The sequence below is a fragment of the Streptomyces sp. AcH 505 genome (genome assembly GCF_000818175.1).
Lineage (GTDB): Bacteria > Actinomycetota > Actinomycetes > Streptomycetales > Streptomycetaceae > Streptomyces.
Window position 1 is genome coordinate 1 of record NZ_JTIY01000027.1, and the last position, 18,089, is coordinate 18,089.

Annotated in this window: 16 protein-coding genes; 9 read left to right on the plus strand and 7 right to left on the minus strand. The window is 62.7% G+C overall.

What is annotated here, in order from left to right; all coding sequences use genetic code 11:
* The 5 genes from HY68_RS39350 to HY68_RS39365 form a co-directional block, all read right to left on the minus strand.
* A partial coding sequence (locus HY68_RS39350; RefSeq protein WP_042002529.1) for an efflux RND transporter permease subunit occupies window positions 1-3,007 on the minus strand: 3,007 nt, incomplete at its 3' end.
* 155 nt (window positions 3,008-3,162) lie between these two features.
* Window positions 3,163-4,356 (minus strand): efflux RND transporter periplasmic adaptor subunit, encoded by a 1,194-nt coding sequence (locus HY68_RS39355; RefSeq protein ID WP_198533602.1) that lies wholly within the window; start codon window positions 4,354-4,356, stop codon window positions 3,163-3,165.
* Window positions 4,357-4,786: 430 nt separating this feature from the next.
* A complete protein-coding gene (locus tag HY68_RS43325) occupies window positions 4,787-4,966 on the minus strand; it encodes a hypothetical protein (protein ID WP_157874625.1) in 180 nt (59 codons plus the stop codon).
* Window positions 4,967-5,105: 139 nt separating this feature from the next.
* Window positions 5,106-5,825 (minus strand): outer membrane protein, encoded by a 720-nt coding sequence (locus HY68_RS39360; protein ID WP_042002530.1) that lies wholly within the window; start codon window positions 5,823-5,825, stop codon window positions 5,106-5,108.
* Between the two features lie 72 nt (window positions 5,826-5,897).
* Window positions 5,898-7,529 carry an outer membrane beta-barrel protein gene (locus HY68_RS39365; RefSeq protein ID WP_078864268.1) on the minus strand — a complete coding sequence of 544 codons (1,632 nt, stop codon included), beginning with the start codon at window positions 7,527-7,529 and terminating at the stop codon, window positions 5,898-5,900.
* 540 nt (window positions 7,530-8,069) lie between these two features.
* On the opposite strand from HY68_RS39365, the gene HY68_RS39370 reads away from it, so the two are divergent.
* From HY68_RS39370 to HY68_RS39395, 6 genes are all read left to right on the plus strand, one after another.
* Entirely contained in the window at window positions 8,070-8,732 is a 663-nt protein-coding gene (locus HY68_RS39370; protein WP_042002532.1) for a hypothetical protein, read from the plus strand.
* A 352-nt stretch (window positions 8,733-9,084) separates the two neighbouring features.
* Window positions 9,085-10,719, plus strand: a complete 1,635-nt coding sequence (locus HY68_RS39375; RefSeq protein WP_078864269.1) for a DUF4118 domain-containing protein — start codon at window positions 9,085-9,087, stop codon at window positions 10,717-10,719.
* Window positions 10,712-11,452 (plus strand): response regulator, encoded by a 741-nt coding sequence (locus HY68_RS39380; RefSeq protein WP_042002534.1) that lies wholly within the window; start codon window positions 10,712-10,714, stop codon window positions 11,450-11,452. The genes HY68_RS39375 and HY68_RS39380 overlap by 8 nt, the downstream gene beginning before the upstream one ends.
* Window positions 11,453-11,679: 227 nt before the next feature.
* Window positions 11,680-12,354: a response regulator transcription factor gene (locus HY68_RS39385; RefSeq protein WP_042002535.1), complete on the plus strand. Its 675-nt coding sequence runs from the start codon at window positions 11,680-11,682 to the stop codon at window positions 12,352-12,354.
* 1 nt (window position 12,355) lies between these two features.
* Window positions 12,356-13,726 carry an ATP-binding protein gene (locus tag HY68_RS39390; protein ID WP_042002536.1) on the plus strand — a complete coding sequence of 457 codons (1,371 nt, stop codon included), beginning with the start codon at window positions 12,356-12,358 and terminating at the stop codon, window positions 13,724-13,726.
* Window positions 13,727-13,882: 156 nt separating this feature from the next.
* On the plus strand, window positions 13,883-14,086 hold the full coding sequence (locus HY68_RS39395; protein WP_042002537.1) for a hypothetical protein: 204 nt from the start codon (window positions 13,883-13,885) through the stop codon (window positions 14,084-14,086).
* 83 nt (window positions 14,087-14,169) lie between these two features.
* On the opposite strand, the gene HY68_RS43330 is transcribed toward HY68_RS39395, so the two are convergent.
* The gene (locus HY68_RS43330) at window positions 14,170-14,394 is read right to left on the minus strand and encodes a hypothetical protein (RefSeq protein WP_157874626.1); all 225 of its coding nucleotides are present in this window, start codon (window positions 14,392-14,394) and stop codon (window positions 14,170-14,172) included.
* Window positions 14,395-14,566: 172 nt separating this feature from the next.
* Between HY68_RS43330 and HY68_RS39400 the strand changes: the two genes are divergently transcribed.
* Both HY68_RS39400 and HY68_RS41725 read left to right on the plus strand, forming a co-directional pair.
* The gene (locus tag HY68_RS39400; protein ID WP_198533603.1) at window positions 14,567-14,896 is read left to right on the plus strand and encodes a hypothetical protein; all 330 of its coding nucleotides are present in this window, start codon (window positions 14,567-14,569) and stop codon (window positions 14,894-14,896) included.
* Between the two features lie 279 nt (window positions 14,897-15,175).
* Window positions 15,176-15,778, plus strand: coding sequence for a hypothetical protein (locus HY68_RS41725; RefSeq protein WP_198533604.1), 603 nt, complete (start codon window positions 15,176-15,178; stop codon window positions 15,776-15,778).
* Window positions 15,779-15,781: 3 nt separating this feature from the next.
* Here HY68_RS41725 and HY68_RS39405 read toward each other — a convergent pair whose 3' ends face one another.
* Window positions 15,782-16,399, minus strand: a complete 618-nt coding sequence (locus tag HY68_RS39405; RefSeq protein WP_042002538.1) for an NIPSNAP family protein — start codon at window positions 16,397-16,399, stop codon at window positions 15,782-15,784.
* A 333-nt stretch (window positions 16,400-16,732) separates the two neighbouring features.
* Between HY68_RS39405 and HY68_RS39410 the strand changes: the two genes are divergently transcribed.
* Window positions 16,733-17,992, plus strand: coding sequence for an ABC transporter substrate-binding protein (locus HY68_RS39410; protein ID WP_198533605.1), 1,260 nt, complete (start codon window positions 16,733-16,735; stop codon window positions 17,990-17,992).
* The last annotated feature ends 97 nt before the right edge of the window (window positions 17,993-18,089 follow it).

Sequence of the window (18,089 nt, forward strand, 5' to 3'; positions counted from 1 at the left end):
GCTGTTCGGAGCCGTTGAACACCGCCTCCGCGATGCTCATGCCCGACGCCCGCAACTCCCGGAAGTAGGTGATGTTGAGGATGCCGTCCATCACCGCCACGCCGAACAGCGAGATGAAGCCGATCGCCGCCGAAATGCTGAAATCGAGCCCCGCGACGAACAGCGCGATCAATCCGCCGCCGATGGCGAAGGGAATGCCGGCAAGCGCCAGCAGGCTGTCGCGCAGCGAATTGAACAGGCTGTAGAGCAGTGCGAAAATCAGCAGCAGGGTGATCGGCACCACGATCATCAGGCGCGCCTTCGCCGCCTGCAGGTTGTCGAACTCACCGGACCAGATCAGGCTGTAGCCGGTCGGCAGCTGGATCGCCTGCGCCACCCGCTGCTGCGCCTCCGCCACCGTGCTGCCGAGATCGCGGCCGCGCACGCTGAACTTGATCGGAATATAGCGCTGGCTGCGCTCGCGATAGATGAAGGATGCGCCGGTATCGAGCGTGATGCTGGCGAGTTCGCTCAGGGGGATGTACGCATTGGTCCCGGCGGGGGTCTGGTAGGCCACCTTGATGTCGCTGACGGCATCGATGCTCTGCCGGAACTTGGGATCCAGCCGCACCACGACGCCGAACGACCGGTCGCCTTCCAGCACCGTGGTCGCGTTGGTGCCGCCGAGCGCCGCCTGCACCACCGTGGTGACATCGCCGGTATTGAGGCCGTAACGCGCCGCCTTTTCGCGATCGATCTTGATGTTGAGGTTGGGCTGCCCGAGCAGCCGGAAGATGCCGAGATCGGCGACACCTTTGACCTTGCCCATCTCGTCCATCACCTTGGTCGCGAGCTGTTCGAGCACCTCCAGATTCGGCCCGACGATCTTGACCGAATTCGCCCCCTTCACACCGGAGAGCGCCTCCTCGACGTTGTCCTGGATATATTGCGAGAAATTGAAGACGACGCCCGGCAGCTCCTCGTCGAACTCCTTCTGCAACTGCTCGGTGAGCTTTTCCTTGGTGAGGCCCGCCGGCCACTGATCGAACGGCTTGATCGGCGCGAACAGCTCGACATTGGAGAACGCCGACGCGTCGCTGCCGTTGTCGGGGCGGCCGTGCTGCGACACCACGGTGAGCACCTCCGGATGACGCAGCAGGATCTCCCGCATCTTCCGCGTCGGCTCGGTCCCGGCCTCCAGCGACATGGTGGATGGCATCGCCGCGCGGATCCAGAAATTGCCTTCTTCCAGCGCCGGCAGGAATTCGCTGCCCAGCCGGCTCGCCGCAAGTCCGCTGAGGCCGAGGAAGATCAAACCGGCAATCACCGCCACCTTGACGTGGCCGAGCGACCAGCGCAGCACCGGCGTATAAGCCGCGCGCAGGGCGCGAACGATCACCGTTTCGGTCTCCTCGATCTTCTTGGGCAGCAACAGCGACGCCAGCACCGGCGTCACCGTGAATGTCGCCAGCAGGGCGCCGGCAAGCGCATATCCATAGGTGCGCGCCATCGGGCCGAAGATCTGGCCTTCCACGCCCTGCATGGTGAACAGCGGCACGAAGGCGGTGACGGTGATGGCGGCGGTGAAAAACACCGCCTTGTCCACCTGGAGCGCGCTGACGAAGATCATGCGCAACCGCTCGCTCCAGCGCGGCGCGGGTGCGTCGCCGCGCGATGGCCCGGTCGGATCGGTCCCCCAGTACCCTTGCGCCAGGTGCTGCAGGATGCGCAGCCGGTTTTCCGGCGGCGACTGGAAGTTGCGGAAGATGTTTTCCATCATGATGACGGCGGAATCGACGATGATGCCGAAATCGACGGCGCCGAGCGACAGCAGGTTGGCGTCCTCGCCCTGCAGCACCAGGATGATGATGGCGAAGAACAGGGCGAAGGGAATGTTCGCACTCACGATCAACGCGCTGCGCAGGTCGCCCAGGAACACCCACTGGATGAAGAACACCAGGATGCAGCCGAAGATCAGGTTGTGCAGCACCGTGTGGGTGGTGACGTCCACCAGCGAACTGCGGTCGTAATAGGATACGATCTTCACCCCGGGCGGCAGGCTGCCGTCGCTGTTCAGCTTGGCGACTTCCTGCTCCACCTTGGGGATGATGTCATTGGTGTGCTGGGTGCGCCCCATCACGACAATCGCGGCGGCAACGTCGTCATCCCGATCCTTGCCCGCAATGCCAAGCCGCGGCACGTAGCCGACGGAGACCTTGGCGACGTTCTTGATCTGGATCGGAAGGCCGCCCGATTGGGTGAGGACGATATTTTCGATATCCTCGACGTGATAACCCTTGGTGACGTCGTCGGCGCCGCCGCTGTCGATCAGCCCGATGCCGCGGATGTTGACGGACTGCTGGCCGATCGAAATCTCCCGCCCGCCGACATTGACATTGGCATTGCCGAGCGCCTGCACCAGTTGCGGCACGGTGATGTTGTAGGCCTCGAGCTTCTGCAGATCGGCATCGACATTGAATTGCTTGGTGGTGCCGCCCCAGGCATTGATCTGCACCACGCCCGGAAGCGTCATCAGCCGCCGCGCGACCACATAATCCTGCAACGTCCGCAGGTTGGTGAGGCCGAAATTCGGCGGCCCGACCAGCTGATAACGATAGATCTCGCCGACCAGGCTGGACTGCTGGATCTGCGGCACCAGGTTGCCCGGCAGGTTGATGTTCTGCTGGATGCTGTTGGCCGCCTGGGTCAGCGCGAAGTAGTAGTCCACGCCGTACTTGAAGGTGACGCGGACGAACGACAGCCCGTAGAACGAGGTCGAGCGGATGTTGACCACGCCCGGCGTCGGATAGAGGCCGACCTCCATCGGGATCGTGTAATATTTCTCCATCTCCTCGGCGGAGAGACCGGCCGCCTGCGCGGTGATCTCCAGGATGACCGGCGCAGGATTGGGATAAGCCTCGATGTTGAGCTTGGTGAACGCGACAAAGCCGGCGGCGCAAAATACCGCCAGACCCAGCACGATGATGGCGCTTCGGGTCAGACCGAACGCAAGGATGCTCTTGATCAAGGCTGTACGCTACTTTCGAGGTGATGCGATCGAATGAAAGAGGCCGCGCGAAACCGTTGCGGCGGGATCAGGGCTGCGCCTCCGCAGACCACGCACGATTCCGCAAGCCCTCAGACGGCTGTAGCATCCCGCGCATGGTGCCGCCCCGCACCGGATCATGAGCCTGACGTCGCGTTGGCAAACTTGTTGCTCAGGAAGATCGCGCCTGTCGTCGCCACCAGCTCACCGGGCTTGAGCCCGTCGAGGATCTGGCGCCATCCGGCCTGCTCCAGACCGATCTTGACGCTGCGTCGCTCGAAACGGCGGCGGTCCGTCGTCACCCACACCGTCATGGTTCCGTCACCTTCGCGCACGATGGCCTCCAGCGGAACCGCGGGGGATTGCATGGGATCCGCGGTTTCGATGGTGAAGCTCGCCAGCATCCCGGCCCGCAGCCGATGCATCGGATCGTCGATCACCGAGCGTACCAGCTGGCGATGCGAGTTCGGATCGATATTCAGGCCCAGCGTCGTGACGCGCCCCCGGAATATGGTATCGGGATAAGCGGGCACCCTGACCTCGACCGGCTGTCCCAGCTTGTAGGCCGGCGCATCGTTTTCGATGACATAGGCGAGCATCCACATGGTCGACACATCGGCCAGCGAGAACGGCGCCGGCGCATTGCCGGGCTGCACATACAATCCGGGCGCCGCATTGCGGGTGATCACGCGACCATCGATCGGGCTCGGCACGATCAGGATGGAATCGACCTTGCGGTCCGCCAGGATACGGTCGACCTCCGCGTCCGTCTTGCCGAAGATGCGCACCGCGTCACGCGCGGCCTTGAAATTACCCTCGGCGGTCTGCTGATCGGAGGTCGCCTGGTCCACATCCTTCTGGGCTCCGCCGCCGGTCTTCAAAAGCTGTTTGACGCGCGCCAGCGTCCGGGTCTGAAGTTCGAGCACGCCGGCACTGGCGAGCAGCGCGGACTCCGCGGTCAGCAGATCGGGGCTGTCGATGGTGAACAGCGGCTGGCCTTTCTTGACCTCATCGCCGACGTTGAAGAACGTATCGACGATCCTGCCCGCATTGGGCGTGTATGACTGCACCAGCATATTCTGGTTGAAGTCGATCGATCCGACCGAATTCTTCATAACCTTGAATTGGCGCGCATCAACCGGAGCAACCTTGAAGGCCTCCACCTGCTTCTCGGACACGTCGACAGACTGCTGGTCGACATTGACCTGGGTCTTGGCCGCGGTCTGCTCTGCCTTGGCGGACGGAATGTCGCCGGCGCGCATCAACAACCACGCGCCGATCGACACCGCGCAGACGGCCGCTACTGCGACGATCGCAGCCCGTTTGAGCACGATTGGATCCTTAAAGCGGATGGGCATCGAGGCGATCTCCCGAAGTGGTCTTCGCCGGATACATGCTGAGCGAACCTTTGAGATTTGACGCTCTGCTCTGACCGTCGTGAGCGACGGGGCCGCGTCGTGGAACTCGTTAGCAAAGCCAGCTTACACCCACCTTACAAAGCCCGGTAGCGAGCGGTCTGGCCTGGATTCTTCGTTAGCAGTTGCATCGACGCCCCACGCTTTCGCCGCCAACAGACCGTCACAAAAGGCGGCGTCGACAGCCTCGGCGCAGCGCGCTGCAGAGCTGACATGCGACACGACGACACACCCGCGGAAGCAGGGAAATCGATCTTCGCTGGTTAACCAATCCCCACGAATGGGACATCCCTGCCGGCCCGCGCGGCACCGCCCGGTATCGGCCTGCCGCAGCGGCGCGGCTGAACTACTGGGCCGGCCACATCGGTGATTTCGGTCCGCCGTAATAGCGCATCTGCGGACCGTCGCCGCTGGATTGCGAGGTCGCTGTCGGCCCCATGTCGCTGACACAGCCGGCCAGCATGCCGATCAGCATGGCGGCTGCAACGATGGCTCCGGCCTTCCGCACGACTGTTGTAACGGTCATCGATCCCCTCCGTCTGACCTCGTGGAATTTTGAAGCAACCCAAGCCATCGCTCGTCAGCCTCCGGCGATTCCCGCGAGGCCCAACGTTTGTCGGACGTCGGGCCTCGCGGCTCTTGGACCTTCACTCAGGAACTCATCTTCAATAACGGGCGACGACCGGGCCGCCGAACTTGTAGTTCACGCCGAGCAGCAAACTCGAATAGGTGCTGTCGACCTTGTAGGGCAGCTGTCCGTTGGGCGTCAGAGGATTGCCGCCACGGGTGAAGTTGCCGAAGTCGTAGTAGCGGTATTCGAACTTGCCGATCAGGTTTTGCGTGAAGGCATATTCGAGGCCGGCGCCCGCGGTCCATCCGCTGGAGTTGACGGTGAAGCTGTCGACGCCGCCCAACACGGGATCGGTGTTGACGTGCCGCTGATCGCCGTAGGCCCAGCCGCCGGTGAAAAACAGCAGAAACCGGTCGATGGCGATGCCGCTGCGCGCGCGGATCGTCGCCGCCCAGCGCAGCGAGGTCTCGTCGTTCGGGCCCAGTGCGAAAGCATCGCTGCTCTTGATGCCGGCCCAGGCGACATCGCCTTCGAGGCCGAACACGTAACTGCCGCTCTGCCAGTTGTAGCCGATATCGACGCCGCCGATGCCGCCGCCACCGGAGCCATAATTGGCGGAGCCGGCCGCGCTGGTGATGTCGTGGTTGCTGAAGCCGCCGCCGCCGAACACGCCGATGTAGTAGCCCGTCCAGTCATAGGCCGGGGAGATTGGCGGCGCCTTGGTGTAGGGGCGCGTGGCAAGATCGGCGGCGGATGCCACGGACGCGGCACCGAGCGCAACAAGCGCAACGGTGCTGAAAAGAAGTTTCGACATGATGTCCTCTGTTGTTCGGGAGATCGTGGGAACGACGGAGGCGCCGGCGCATGCCGCCGGCGTCCCGGATCATCAGAAGTGGACGATGACGTCCGCGGACCCGATCACCGCATAGTTCTTGTTCGGCAGAATTCCGGCGTTGGAGTTGCCGTTGAACGCCGGCGCATCGAGCGAACGGTAGTAACTGACCTCCGGGCGCATCTCGATCTGCGGCGAGAACCAGTGCTGTACGCCGATGCCGGCCTCGACATAACGGGTCTTGGTCCCGGTGCGCTGGCCCTGCTGATCGTCGAAGTATTCGCCGCGGAACGAGAGGTTATCCAGCGGCGAGAACTTGTAGTTGAGATAGGCGAGAGCCGCGACGCTGCGGGCCGTACACGTCAGCTCGGTCGGGTTGCTGCACTGTGCGAGGAACGGCGAGTTGAACGGCATCTGCTGCACGCCGAACGGATAGCCGCTATTGGCCGCAATGCCGAGCGGATCGGCGGCATTCAGCACCTGCCTCTGGGACAGGGTGTAGACCTCCACCGAGAGATGCCATTGATCGTTGAACTTGTGGTAATACGTGCCGCCGTACCACTGAAGATTGTTGTATCCCCACTTGCCGTCGTTGATGCCATTGGCGACAAGATTGATGCTGTCGTTGCCGCTGTCGCTGGTCAGGCGAATGCCCGCAACAAGGGACGCCTGCGCGCCGGGATCCTTCAACATGGTCGAGTCCGGATACACCGGGTTCGGGAACGGGTTCGGAATGCGCTGCCCCACATGCCACGGCATCGCCTCGGTGCCCGTCACCACGCCGAGCTGCAAGATGATATTCCTGGTGGCCGCCAGCGTCGCTTCGACGCCGGTGTTGGTGTAGTTGTCGAACGAATATGTCATCGAATGCGAATACATATAGTTGTTCGGCGCGAGCTGCGCTTCGATGTCCGGAATCGAGATGAAGCGGCCGACGCGAATATTGAGGCCCTCCAGCACCTGCGGAATGAACACCTCGCCATACAACATGGGCATGTCGAAGCCGTTGACCGCGTTGTTCTTCAGCAGCTGGTTGCTGAACAGTCCGTAGGCCGTGGTGTAGCGATAGTTCTCGCCATAGATCGCGGAGATACGAAAGCCCCAGTCGATGTGATCGCGCTGCACCGTGTCCGGCAGGCGCTCGACATAGATCACGGCCTGATCGAGCTGAATGGTGTTGGGCGTATAGCTGTAAGCGGCAGGCGCATTGCCGCCCGGCTTGACCGAATTGGTGCTGAGATTGCCGCCTCCATCGACCCAGCCATAGATCTGGATGTTGGAAGCCCCCAGCGCTTCGCCGACCGGCGTGTGCGCGATCGCGTTCATCAGCGGGCTGTCGACCGACGCCGGCCGGGTCACCCCGAGATTGGTCGACCCGCCATAGGGCCATTCGGTAAACGGCATTGGCGGCGTGCTCTGTGGTGTCGCAGGCCATTCGGCGCGACGCCCTGCGGGCGCCTTCGGATCCGACGGCGCGGAGTCGTGCCCCCATTCGAGCTGATAATATCGCAGGAAACGCGTGACCACGTCGTCGCCGAGATAGGCGTCCAGACAAGAGTAATTCTTGTAGGGATCGCAGGACCCCGACGCCTTCAATGGCATTGTGGTGCTGAGATCCGCCGCCTGTGCATTTGCCGATACGATCAGCGCAGCCACTGAGGCGCCCGCCAAAAGAAGCTTTTTCATGACCAACCCCGTTGTTGCAGCGCCTCCCCATTCCGGCGCCGCTTCGATTCCTAAAAATCGGTAAGGTCAGTTGTCCGAGTCGCATGAGAAAAAATCGATACGTCCCAGCGTCGAGAAACATTAAAAAAAGATATCCGCATCGCGATGATTGACCGCGATTGCATACGAACAAGTCGATTGCTCGCGGCGCTGCCCAAATTGCGAGCGAGAGCGGCAGCAGCATTGCGACACGCTGCGTCTTGATCAGGACCGAGTTCTGACACCTTTGTGCCAGCGCATCGCGCCATCCCGATGTTCAGGAAACAACGCGGCTCCCCAGTTCAGTACAAGGCGGGCTCGCAAAGCGCGTTGTGTCGTCGCGTGTCGTCCAGGCGCACCATCGGCGCACCTCGCACGGTCCGCACCATCCGATGCCGACAAGAAATGCTATTTTTTCTCTATGGTTTTGGCGAAAAAATTACATCGAATACATATCCGATGACTCACTACAGTGCCCGCATCAGGTGACCACAAATCGCCGAGCCGTTGCGGGGCAATCGAATGAACGTGACGTTACATGCCAGCTCCGATACGCCGGACGCAGCGCCGCCCGCGCATGGTCCGGGACCGGAGTTCGGCTTCATCCCCGACATCCTGCGATCGCAGTGTCGCAGCCTGATCCAGACCTATCACGCCATGCACGGATACGCATGCCTGCCTGACATGCTCTGGAAAGCCGGCCTGGGTGGATTCATCGAGAAGCATCGCAACCTCAGCGAGGCGTTCAAGAAGGCCAGCACCACGCGAAGCGCGCGCAAGGCCAATGGCCTGTTTGTCATCATCGCGACCGAAGTCCTGTCGCTGGAAATCCTGGCGCGCGAGTATGCGAATTGGAGCGCCGTTCTTCCCGCCGCCAAGGTCAGGGCCATCGCGCTGCTGGAAGAGAGCATCCCCGGTGCGCGGACCTGGCTGATGGAGCATTATCTCTATCCCCCACGTTACGACAGCCCCGCCGCAGCGATTGCGCTCGCGCCGGCATCGGTCTCCGGCATGCCCCCTTGCGCGAATGACGCCGGTCTACCGGTCGGCCTCAAGCCCGTCGACGTCACTCGCGCCGGCTTGCTGTCGTTCAGGGAGATCATGCAGGCCTGCCGCGCGCAAGATCCAGTCTGTCGGCCAGATACAGGCGCGGCGTTGGCTGCTCGAAATTCGCACGAGTCTTGAGGAGGCTCTCGTCCTGCCGTTTGACGATGGATGCGCCCATCGTACCGACGGTCTCGCGCCCACCGGCAATATTCCTATTATTTTTATATATACCGGGATTGCTTCAAGTATGGATTCTATATGCCTGTTCGGGCGACAACGCCATTGCCGGGGCAGTTCAAGGTAACGTCAGGACAGACATCGAGCAGTTTGCCGCACGCGATCGATCGACAGCAAGAATCCAACGATCGATCCGGCACCTCGATTTGTCTTGACTGCACCGCCTGCAAGATCATGCGTAATTGAAAGCTTGTTTCAAGCCCGACGCACGCACGGCTTCGCCCCTTGGTGGAATCGACGCGAGCGACAGGCTATGTCCCGCAGCGAGAACCAGTCATTGACCCTTGAAAAGGCCACCAGAGCGAGCGCAGGCATCGCCGGCCATCCCGACGGTATATCTTCCCATGCCCAGCGGCATGTCTGGCGGCGCGCGCGCGCGAACGCCCTGTCTCTGCTGGCGACCGCCATGCTTGTCGGCATCGCGACCATCGGGCTGCTGCTGCTCAACAAGATCGTCCCCCTCAGCCTCGTTTCGGTCATCTACCTGATACCGGTCGTCATCGCGGCAACCCGATGGGGGTTCTGGCCGGCCGCCGTCGCCTCGACCGCCGGTGCTGCCGCAGCCGATTTCTTTTTCTACGTCCCCTATTACAGCCTGCGAGTCGACAATCCCGACGAGGCGGTGGACCTGCTGCTGTTTCTGTTTGTCGCATTCATCACCAGCAAGCTGGCCTCGAGCGTCCGGCGCGAGGCCAATTCGTTGCGGCGGAGCGAGCGGCATATTCACAGCCTCTACGAATTTTCCCGGCAGCTGGCGCTGTGCTTCACCGCGCAGGATCTGGTGCTCGCGATACACAGTTACGTGTCCACTGCTCTGGGACAGCGGGCGGCGTTCGTCGCCTCGTCCGACGATATCGACGTCCGCTCCCTCGACGGCACCGCCATTCCCGGCGACATCAGGCGCGAGGCCATGGTGATGATCACCACCAACGATCTGCAGACCCGCAGGCCCTTCGATGGCCTCTCGCAGACGTTCTGGCTTCTCAAGGCCGTGTCCTCGGAGTCCATCAACCATGGCGTCATTGCCGTCGATGTCGGGAACAACGCCGACGGACTGATCGAACAGAACATGCAACGGATCGAGGAGATCATCGAAGAGGCTGCGCTCACGCTTCAGCGGATCGATATCGGCCGGGCCATGGATGAGGCCCGCCTGAGGCTGCAAGCGGATCTTCTGAAAGACGCCCTGCACGGAATTGTCTCGCATGAGCTGCGGACGCCGCTTGCATCCATTCTCGGCGCCGCCAGCGTCCTGAACGCGACGCCGGCGCTTCATGGCGACCGGATGATTCATTCGCTGATCGACGGGATTCATGACGAAGCCACCCAACTCGATGGTTTCCTGCAGAACCTGGTCAATGCCTCGCGCGTGACCAGCGAAGGCGTCAGGCCCCGCCTGGAATGGACCGATCCCGCCGACATCATCAACGCGGCGCTCGAACGCCGGACGCGACGGCTCAGCCAGCATCGCATCCAGGTGGAATTCGAAGGTGATCTGCCCCTGGTCAAGGCTGACTCCGTCCTGGTCGAAGAGGCCTGCGGGCAGCTCCTGGACAATGCAGCCAAGTATTCACCCACCGGCTCCACCATCGCCATTGTTGTACGATCAGAGGCCAGCCGCATCGGATTCTCGGTTCTTGACGAGGGCGCAGGCCTGACGCCGGAAGAAAAAAGCCAGTTGGGCCGCCGGTCTTTCCGGGGCCAGCGTCATCTCAACACCGTGCCGGGTTTCGGTCTCGGACTCTGGATTGCGTCGGCGTTTATCAAGGCGAACGGCGGCACCCTCGAAATCATCAACCGGGGCACGCGGCCCGGCACCATTGCCTCGCTGTTTTTGCCGGTGGTACGGCAGACCACTCCCGGCCTTGCGACGGCGGGTCATGAGTAAGCCTGTCAACACGGTCCTCATTGTCGACGACGAGCCGAAGATCAGGCGCTTCCTCCGCGCCGGCTTCGAGTTGCATGGTTATGCGGTGCTGGAGGCGGAAACCGGCGCGGACGGCCTCAAGTCCGCAATGTTCGGCAAGCCCGATCTGGTGATACTCGACCTGGGATTGCCCGACATCGAGGGCAGCGACGTGCTGGAGCAGATTCGCGGCTGGTCGAACACGCCCGTGATCATGCTCTCGATCGAGTCCGACGAGGCAGAAAAGGTCCGCCTGCTCAAATCCGGAGCGGACGACTACGTGGTCAAGCCGTTCGGCATCGCCGAACTGCTCGCGCGCAGCGAGGCGGCTCTGCGACGGTATTTCAAGAGCAGGACCGAAAGTCCCGTTGTGGTGGCGGGTCCGCTGTCCATCAATCTGGTCGCGCGCAGCGTCACGGTGGGCGGCGTACAGATCAAACTGACGCGGAAGGAGTATCGCCTGCTACACGTGCTGGCGACCCACGTCGGGCTGGTCGTCACGCACGATCAACTGCTCAAGGACATCTGGAGCGGCAACCAGCGCGACAACATCCAGTATCTGCGGATCCTGGTCCGCAAGCTGAGACAGAAAATCGAAGCCGATCCCAATCGCCCCCGCCTGCTGTTGACCGAATCCGGCGTCGGGTACCGCCTGCGGTCCCAATTTTCCGACCCATCCGACGCGGCCCGGCAGGCCCAGGACGTCGATACGTAAGACCTGAGCATATAATGGCCGCCAGCGCGGCCCGCTCGCGCAAGCTTACATGCACCTTACAAGCCGGCGGGTCACCGGCCTTCGACGCATGCCGCAGCTGGAAGACGGTCGGAAAACACGATACGGACAGCAGTCCCGACCCAAAAAAATGCCCGTTGCGTTCAGCGGGGCGTAATATAGGCCGTTGTGACGACGACCGGATCTTTCTTCAGCCCAGATGGACCCTCATGCGCCTGCTGATTGTCGAGGATAATATCGAGCTCTCCGGGCTGCTTGCGAAAGGCCTGTCGGCCGCCGGATACGAGGCCGATGTGGTGAACACCGCGAGCGAGGCGCGCGACGCCGTGAGCAGCATCAGCTATGCCGCCATGATCCTCGATCTCGGCCTGCCCGACAGCGACGGCCTCTCGGTGCTGCGCGAGATGCGTCATCGCAGCGACCCGCTGCCGGTGCTGGTGCTGACCGCGCGCGGTGGCGTGAACGACCGCGTCAGCGGCCTGCGCAGCGGCGCCGACGACTATCTGGTCAAGCCGTTTGCGCTGGAGGAACTGGTGGCGCGGCTGGAAGCGATCCTGCGCCGGCCCGGACAGTTGCTCGGCTCTTCACTGCAGCTCGCCAACCTCGTCTACGACACCGAAAGCCGCCAGGTCTTCATCGATGGCACACCGCACGTATTCTCCGCACGCGAAACCTCGGTGCTGGAAATCCTGCTGCGGCGGCAGGGCCGCGTGGTACCCAAGAAGAACGTCGAGGACCATATCTTCGGACTCTCCGGCGACGTCGGCTCCAATGCGGTCGAGGTCTATGTGTTCCGGCTGAGGAAGCAGCTCGCCGATACCGGCGCCCGGATCTCGATCCACACCGTTCGCGGCGTCGGTTATCTGATGTCGGAGATCAAGTAGCGTGATCCGCTTCAAATCTCTGACGTCCCGGATCGTCTTCCTGCACATCATGGCCGTGGCGCTGACTGCGATCGTGCTGCCGCTGGTGTTGTTCTTTCTGCTGAATTCGGAGATCAGCCAATTGCATCGCGTCGCAATGCGCGACCAGGCCGATGCGGTGGCGCGTGAGCTGACGGCGACGCCCGACGGCAAGCTGGCGCTGGTGCTGCCCGCCAGCCTCCGCGACCAGTATTCCGAAGCCTACGGGCGTTATGCTTATGATGTGGTCGATGCGGCAGGACGCGTGCTGTTTTCATCACGCAGCGACCGCAAGCCGATTCTGCCCGACGGCACCGCCTTCTCCGATCAGGCGTTCCAGGGTGAAAGCAGCAGCGGAAGCATGATCGCCGGCGCCAGCGTGCATAAACAGATTGCCGGACAAACCGTGCGGGTCCGCGTCGCGGAAGACCTCGCCCATCGCGACGTCATTACCGACGACATCATCGCGAATTTCTTTCGCCGTGTCGGATGGATCACGATTCCGATCCTGCTGCTGCTGCTGGCGACCGACATCATCATCTTCCGTCGCGCCATCATCCCGCTGCTGAGGGCCTCCGAAGAGGCCGAGAACATCGGCCCCGCGCGCACCGATATCCGGCTGCCGATCGAGCAGATTCCAAGCGAAATTCTGCCGTTGGTCACGGCCGTCAATCAGGCTTTCGACCGGCTCGAGGCCGGCTTTCATGTCCAGCGCCAGTTTACCGCCGATGCCGCACACGAATTGCGCACGCCACTCACCATTCTGCGCACACGACTGGATACGCTGGGCGACCGCGCCGCCACCTCCGATCTGCACCGCGACATCGAAGGCATGAGCCGGATCGTCGGGCAACTGCTCGAGATCGCCGAGCTCGACACGCTGGTGGTCGATCCCTCCGAGACCGCCGACCTGCACGCGGTCTGCTCCGAAGTGGTGGAATCGATGGCGCCGCTGGCGCTTGCCGCCGACAAGGATATCGCACTGAAAGGCGTCACCACCACGGTGTCGGTCAAGGGCAACGCCGAGATGCTGCGGCGGGCGATCCGCAACCTCGCCGAGAACGCGATTCGTCATACCGGACGCGGCACCACCGTGGAGATTGTCGTCGGCGACGACGGCTCGGTCCGCGTGCGCGACAGTGGGCCCGGCATTCCGCCCGGCGAGCGTGAACTGATCTTCCAGCGTTTCTGGCGCGGCAACCGGCAGCGCGCCGACGGCGCGGGCCTCGGCCTCTCGATCGTGCGCGGCGTCATCGAGGACCATGGCGCGACCATCGCGGTGGAGAATCTGTCCTCCGGCGGCGCACAGTTCACATTGCGCTTTGCGCGTGCAGCGGCGCAGTCGCACGGCTGATCGGCAGCACCGATCCGCAGTGAGCGGATGATGGCGCTCCTCGCTTGCATCATGAATGGATGTTCAGAATTTTCCCGTGCGCGTTCAGGAACGGCTGGGGCATGCACACGTTGTGATCCCGCAGTTATTGGAACGATTCCACTGGAGGAGAAGCACATGAAGACGATTGGTTATGTTATTGCCACCGCACTCACCCTCGCCGTTGCGGCGCCGACGCTTGCCAGCGCGGAGACGGTGGTGATCAAGCGCGATCGCGACTACGGCGCCCATGCCGAAATGCGCATGCATCGCGATCACGGCTGGCATCGCCACCACGACCGCAGGGTCGTCGTCATCAAGCGCCACCATCGTCATTGGTAAATATCGGCGCTGTTAAACTTTTGCGCGCAACGCACGGAAACGGCCCCTGATCCGGGGCCGTTTTTGCCGCGAAAGGGCATTTCCTATGACATCGCCTGCAGATAATAGACGGCCGCAACCATCATGATGCCGGCCACCACCGCGACACCCAACAGGGCATAGGCGATCGGATTGCCATCGAGCCTCGTCCGCGAAGAGCCGTTCATCGGCTGAGTTCTCCCGCATCGGGTCGCATATATAACCACGGCGTCGCGGTTTTGTTCCATGCCGGATGAACGCATGGTTAGCGACATGAACGCGCTGTTCACGTCTGATAAATCAACACTTTGCCATGTTCAAAACGCAACGTTCCGAGACCGCAATCCATGACCGCAAAGTCCTGCAAGCGGTGGAATTGAGCGTGCTGAAAACACCGAACTCAAGAAACTTGAAATTCAAGAACCTTCAAGAAACCTGGACTTCAGACTTGGAAATTGGGAGATGATCATGAAGGCAAGAATGGCTTTGTTGGCCGTCGCGGCAACCGCCGGGATGGCGCTGACGAGCGGCGCCGCATCCGCGATGCCCAACGGGCTGCAAGGTGCGCAGTCCGACGTCAGGGACGGCGCGGCTGCCGAGCAGGTTCGCTACGTTTGTAACGCCTGGGGCCGCTGCTGGTGGCGGCCGAACTATTACGGCGCCTACGGGTATTATGGCGGTCCCCGGTACTACGGCTATGGCTATGCCCCGCGCTTCTATGGCGGCTATGGCTACGGTGGCGGCTGGGGCTGGGGCCACCGTGGTTGGGGCGGTTGGGGCCACCGCTGGTAACGATGACTCGCCGCTGACGAGAGCGACATTCCGGACGGGCGGCCATGCATGGCCGCCCTTTCGCATTGCTGGGCGGCATTCAAAGGCCGCCGTGCATCCGCAAAAACGCTGGTGCCACCACGAAACCTCAACCCTGCTCACGCGTTAAGCTTGGGCCGAAGGCTGCGCCGACCTGCCTCGCCGGAAACGAGTCCGCGCAACCTCTGGCAAGTCCGCGTTCCGGACATCATCTGTTCAGGGAGGGGAGGATGGAGTTGTGAGGGTGTTGCGATGCAGCGAATGACCACGAAGAAGACGGCTTTGCGAAGCCGGAGCATCGCTGCGTGCGCGGCGTCTCTCCTTTCGGCGCTTGTGCTGTGCGCTCATGCGCGTGCCGACGACCTCACCACAACCGGCGCAGGCAGCGCGGTGCGCTACCGGCCTGACGCATTCCTGACACTGGATCTTTCGAAGGCTTTGCTGTCGCCGATTCCGCTCGGTCCAAAAGCGCGCTTTGAGCCGCTCGGCATTGAAGCCAAGACGGACACCCTGCCGACCCCGACCCAGGACATGGCGCGGGCGGCCTCGAAGGCGCTCGCCGGGACGGCAACACAAACCGCCAGCCAGACCCCAGACAAGGACATGTCCGACACGTCGGCCCCGCCCGCGCAAACATCCAGTGCCGGCGCATCGAAAGCGGCGTCGCCATCACGGACGGCAACCTCATCCCGAGGCGCGTCGACGCGGACGGCCGCCACGGTCCATTCGCGCACCCGGCAAGCCGCCGCACGCCGGCACGGCAATCCGCTCGATGCGCAGGCGTACGCTCCGCCCCGGAGAGCCCAGACACACGTTCAAACTTGGCCCTGCCGCAGCGGCGGCATCTGCGGCTGGGGACAATAACCGTTACCGCAGCGGTGAAAAATCCGCCGGAAGATAGATATCGGACTGCATCACCTGAAGATGCGCCGGGCCGCCCGGTGGCGGCCAGATGCCCTCGGCCACCGCCTTCGCGCGCAATCGCGCCCGCTCATCGAGGCTGGCATAGGGCCAGACGTGCATGAAGCGCGCGGCGACGCCGCTGACGCTGTAGAGCCCGGCGAGCAGCGGCGAGAGCTTCACCCGGTCCGGCACCGCCTTGCGCCACAGCTCGATGGTCGGCGCCATGCCGCCAGCCTTCACCTCATAGGTTCGCACCTCGAACACCGGCCCGACCGCTCCCGTCTCGATCGCACCGAGAAACGGCAGCAACCGATAGGTGTCGGTCTGCAACCGCGTCATGACATCCCTGCAGCCGAACGGATCGTCTGAAAGCACCAGATCGGCGCGATGGGCCAGTGCCTGCTCGGCGCTCCCCGCACGATGAATCAGCAGGATCTGGTTCAACGCGCCGATGTCGGAGGTCCAGCAGGCGAGCAATTCGCCGGACGGCTTCGCTGGCGCCATCACGTGCGCCTTGATCTGGGCCAGCGCCTGGGCGGCGGTGCCGGGCCGCAACGTGATGGTGGTGACGTTGTAGGTCATGGCGACAAGTCCCTTGTTTCTTGCTGGTGTTCTCACCGGTCCCGGTTGCGCGTTGACAACAGCCCCGTCGCATTTCACAGTGGTCAGACATCTGACCAAGGAAACGTAGCCGCCGATCCGACGTTCGACAATCGGCGAACTGCAGAAAAAACGGGGCAGGTGTTCGAGGAAACGATCCCGGACGACTCTCGAGACGCCCCAGCACACATAAGCTGCACGACAAACGATCCTGATCTGCGCGACGACCACCACGACCGCAAAAGACCGCAACAAGAAAAGCCGTAACAACGGCGAACGCAACGACCGGACACACCGGTCCAAGGGGAGGACGACGTGAAAGCACCATCGCTTGCGATGGCGGCAACGCTTGCCGCATCCATTTTCAGCGCGCTCGGTTTCACCACATCGGCGATGTCAGCCGAGACCGTCAAGATCGGCATTCTCTGGCCGCTCACCGGCAATGCCGCCTCCGCCGGACAAGCCTCCAAGGCCGCCGCCGAGGTAGCCGCCGACATCGTCAACAACAATCATCCGGAGCTATCCAATATCCCGCTCGCAGCCGGCGAAGGCCTGCCGAACATGGGCGGCGCCAAGCTCGAGCTGATCTTTGTCGACCACCAGGGCAATCCGTCGGTGGCGCAGCAGCAGGCGCTGCGGTTGGTGACGCAGGACAAGGTCAACGTGCTGTTCGGCACCTACCAGTCCTCCTGCACCCTCACGGCGACGGCGGTGGCCGAACGTTACGGCATCCCGATGATGGTCGGCGATTCCGCGGCCCTCAACGTCACCACCCGCGGCTTCAAGTGGACCTTCCGCACCACGCCGATCGCCAGCGACTTCGCCACGGGCTACATGCGCTTCATTGATGATATGAACAAGCAGGGCAAGGCGATCAAGTCGATCGCGGTGGTCAACGAGAACACCGACTACGGCACATCGGTCGCCGACGCGGTCGAAGCCGCGGCGAAGAAGGCCGGCCTCGCGGTGGCGATCCGTGTGCCCTACAGCGCGAGCTCGACCGACGTCAGCGCCCAGGTGCTACAGCTGAAGGAGAAGCAGCCGGATGTCGTGATCTTCATCAGCTACACCTCCGACGCCATTCTCTACATGAAGACCATGAAGAACCTCGACTACAAGCCGCCGATGGTGATCGGCGACGATTCCGGTTTCTCCGATCCCTCCTTCATTCCCGCGGTCGCCGACATCGCGCAGGGGGTCATGAACCGCAGCTCATGGGATATCGGCAAGCCCGGCTCCACGACCTACAAGATCAACGAGATGTACAAGGCCAAGACCGGTCGCGATCTCGACGACACCAGCGCGCGTAACCTGCAGGCCATGCTCACGCTCGCCGACGCGCTGAACCGCGCCGGCTCGACCGATCCGGAAAGGATCCGCGCCGCGCTGATCACGACCGATCTCAAGCCCGAACAACTGATGATGGGCTATGACGGCGTCAAGTTCGACGCCACCGGCCAGAACGTGCTCGCCGCCACCTACCTGATCCAGCTCAAGGACAAGGCCTACCAGCTGGTGTGGCCGGACAAGTCCGCCGCCGCGAAGCTGGAATGGCCGATGCAGGGGTGGAAGTGAGGCGCATAAGAATGAGCACCTCATTTGTTCAACGAGATTGCTTCCCTCCGGCAGTGAACCGTTCCCTCCCCCCTTGTGGGGGAGGGTTAGGGAGGGG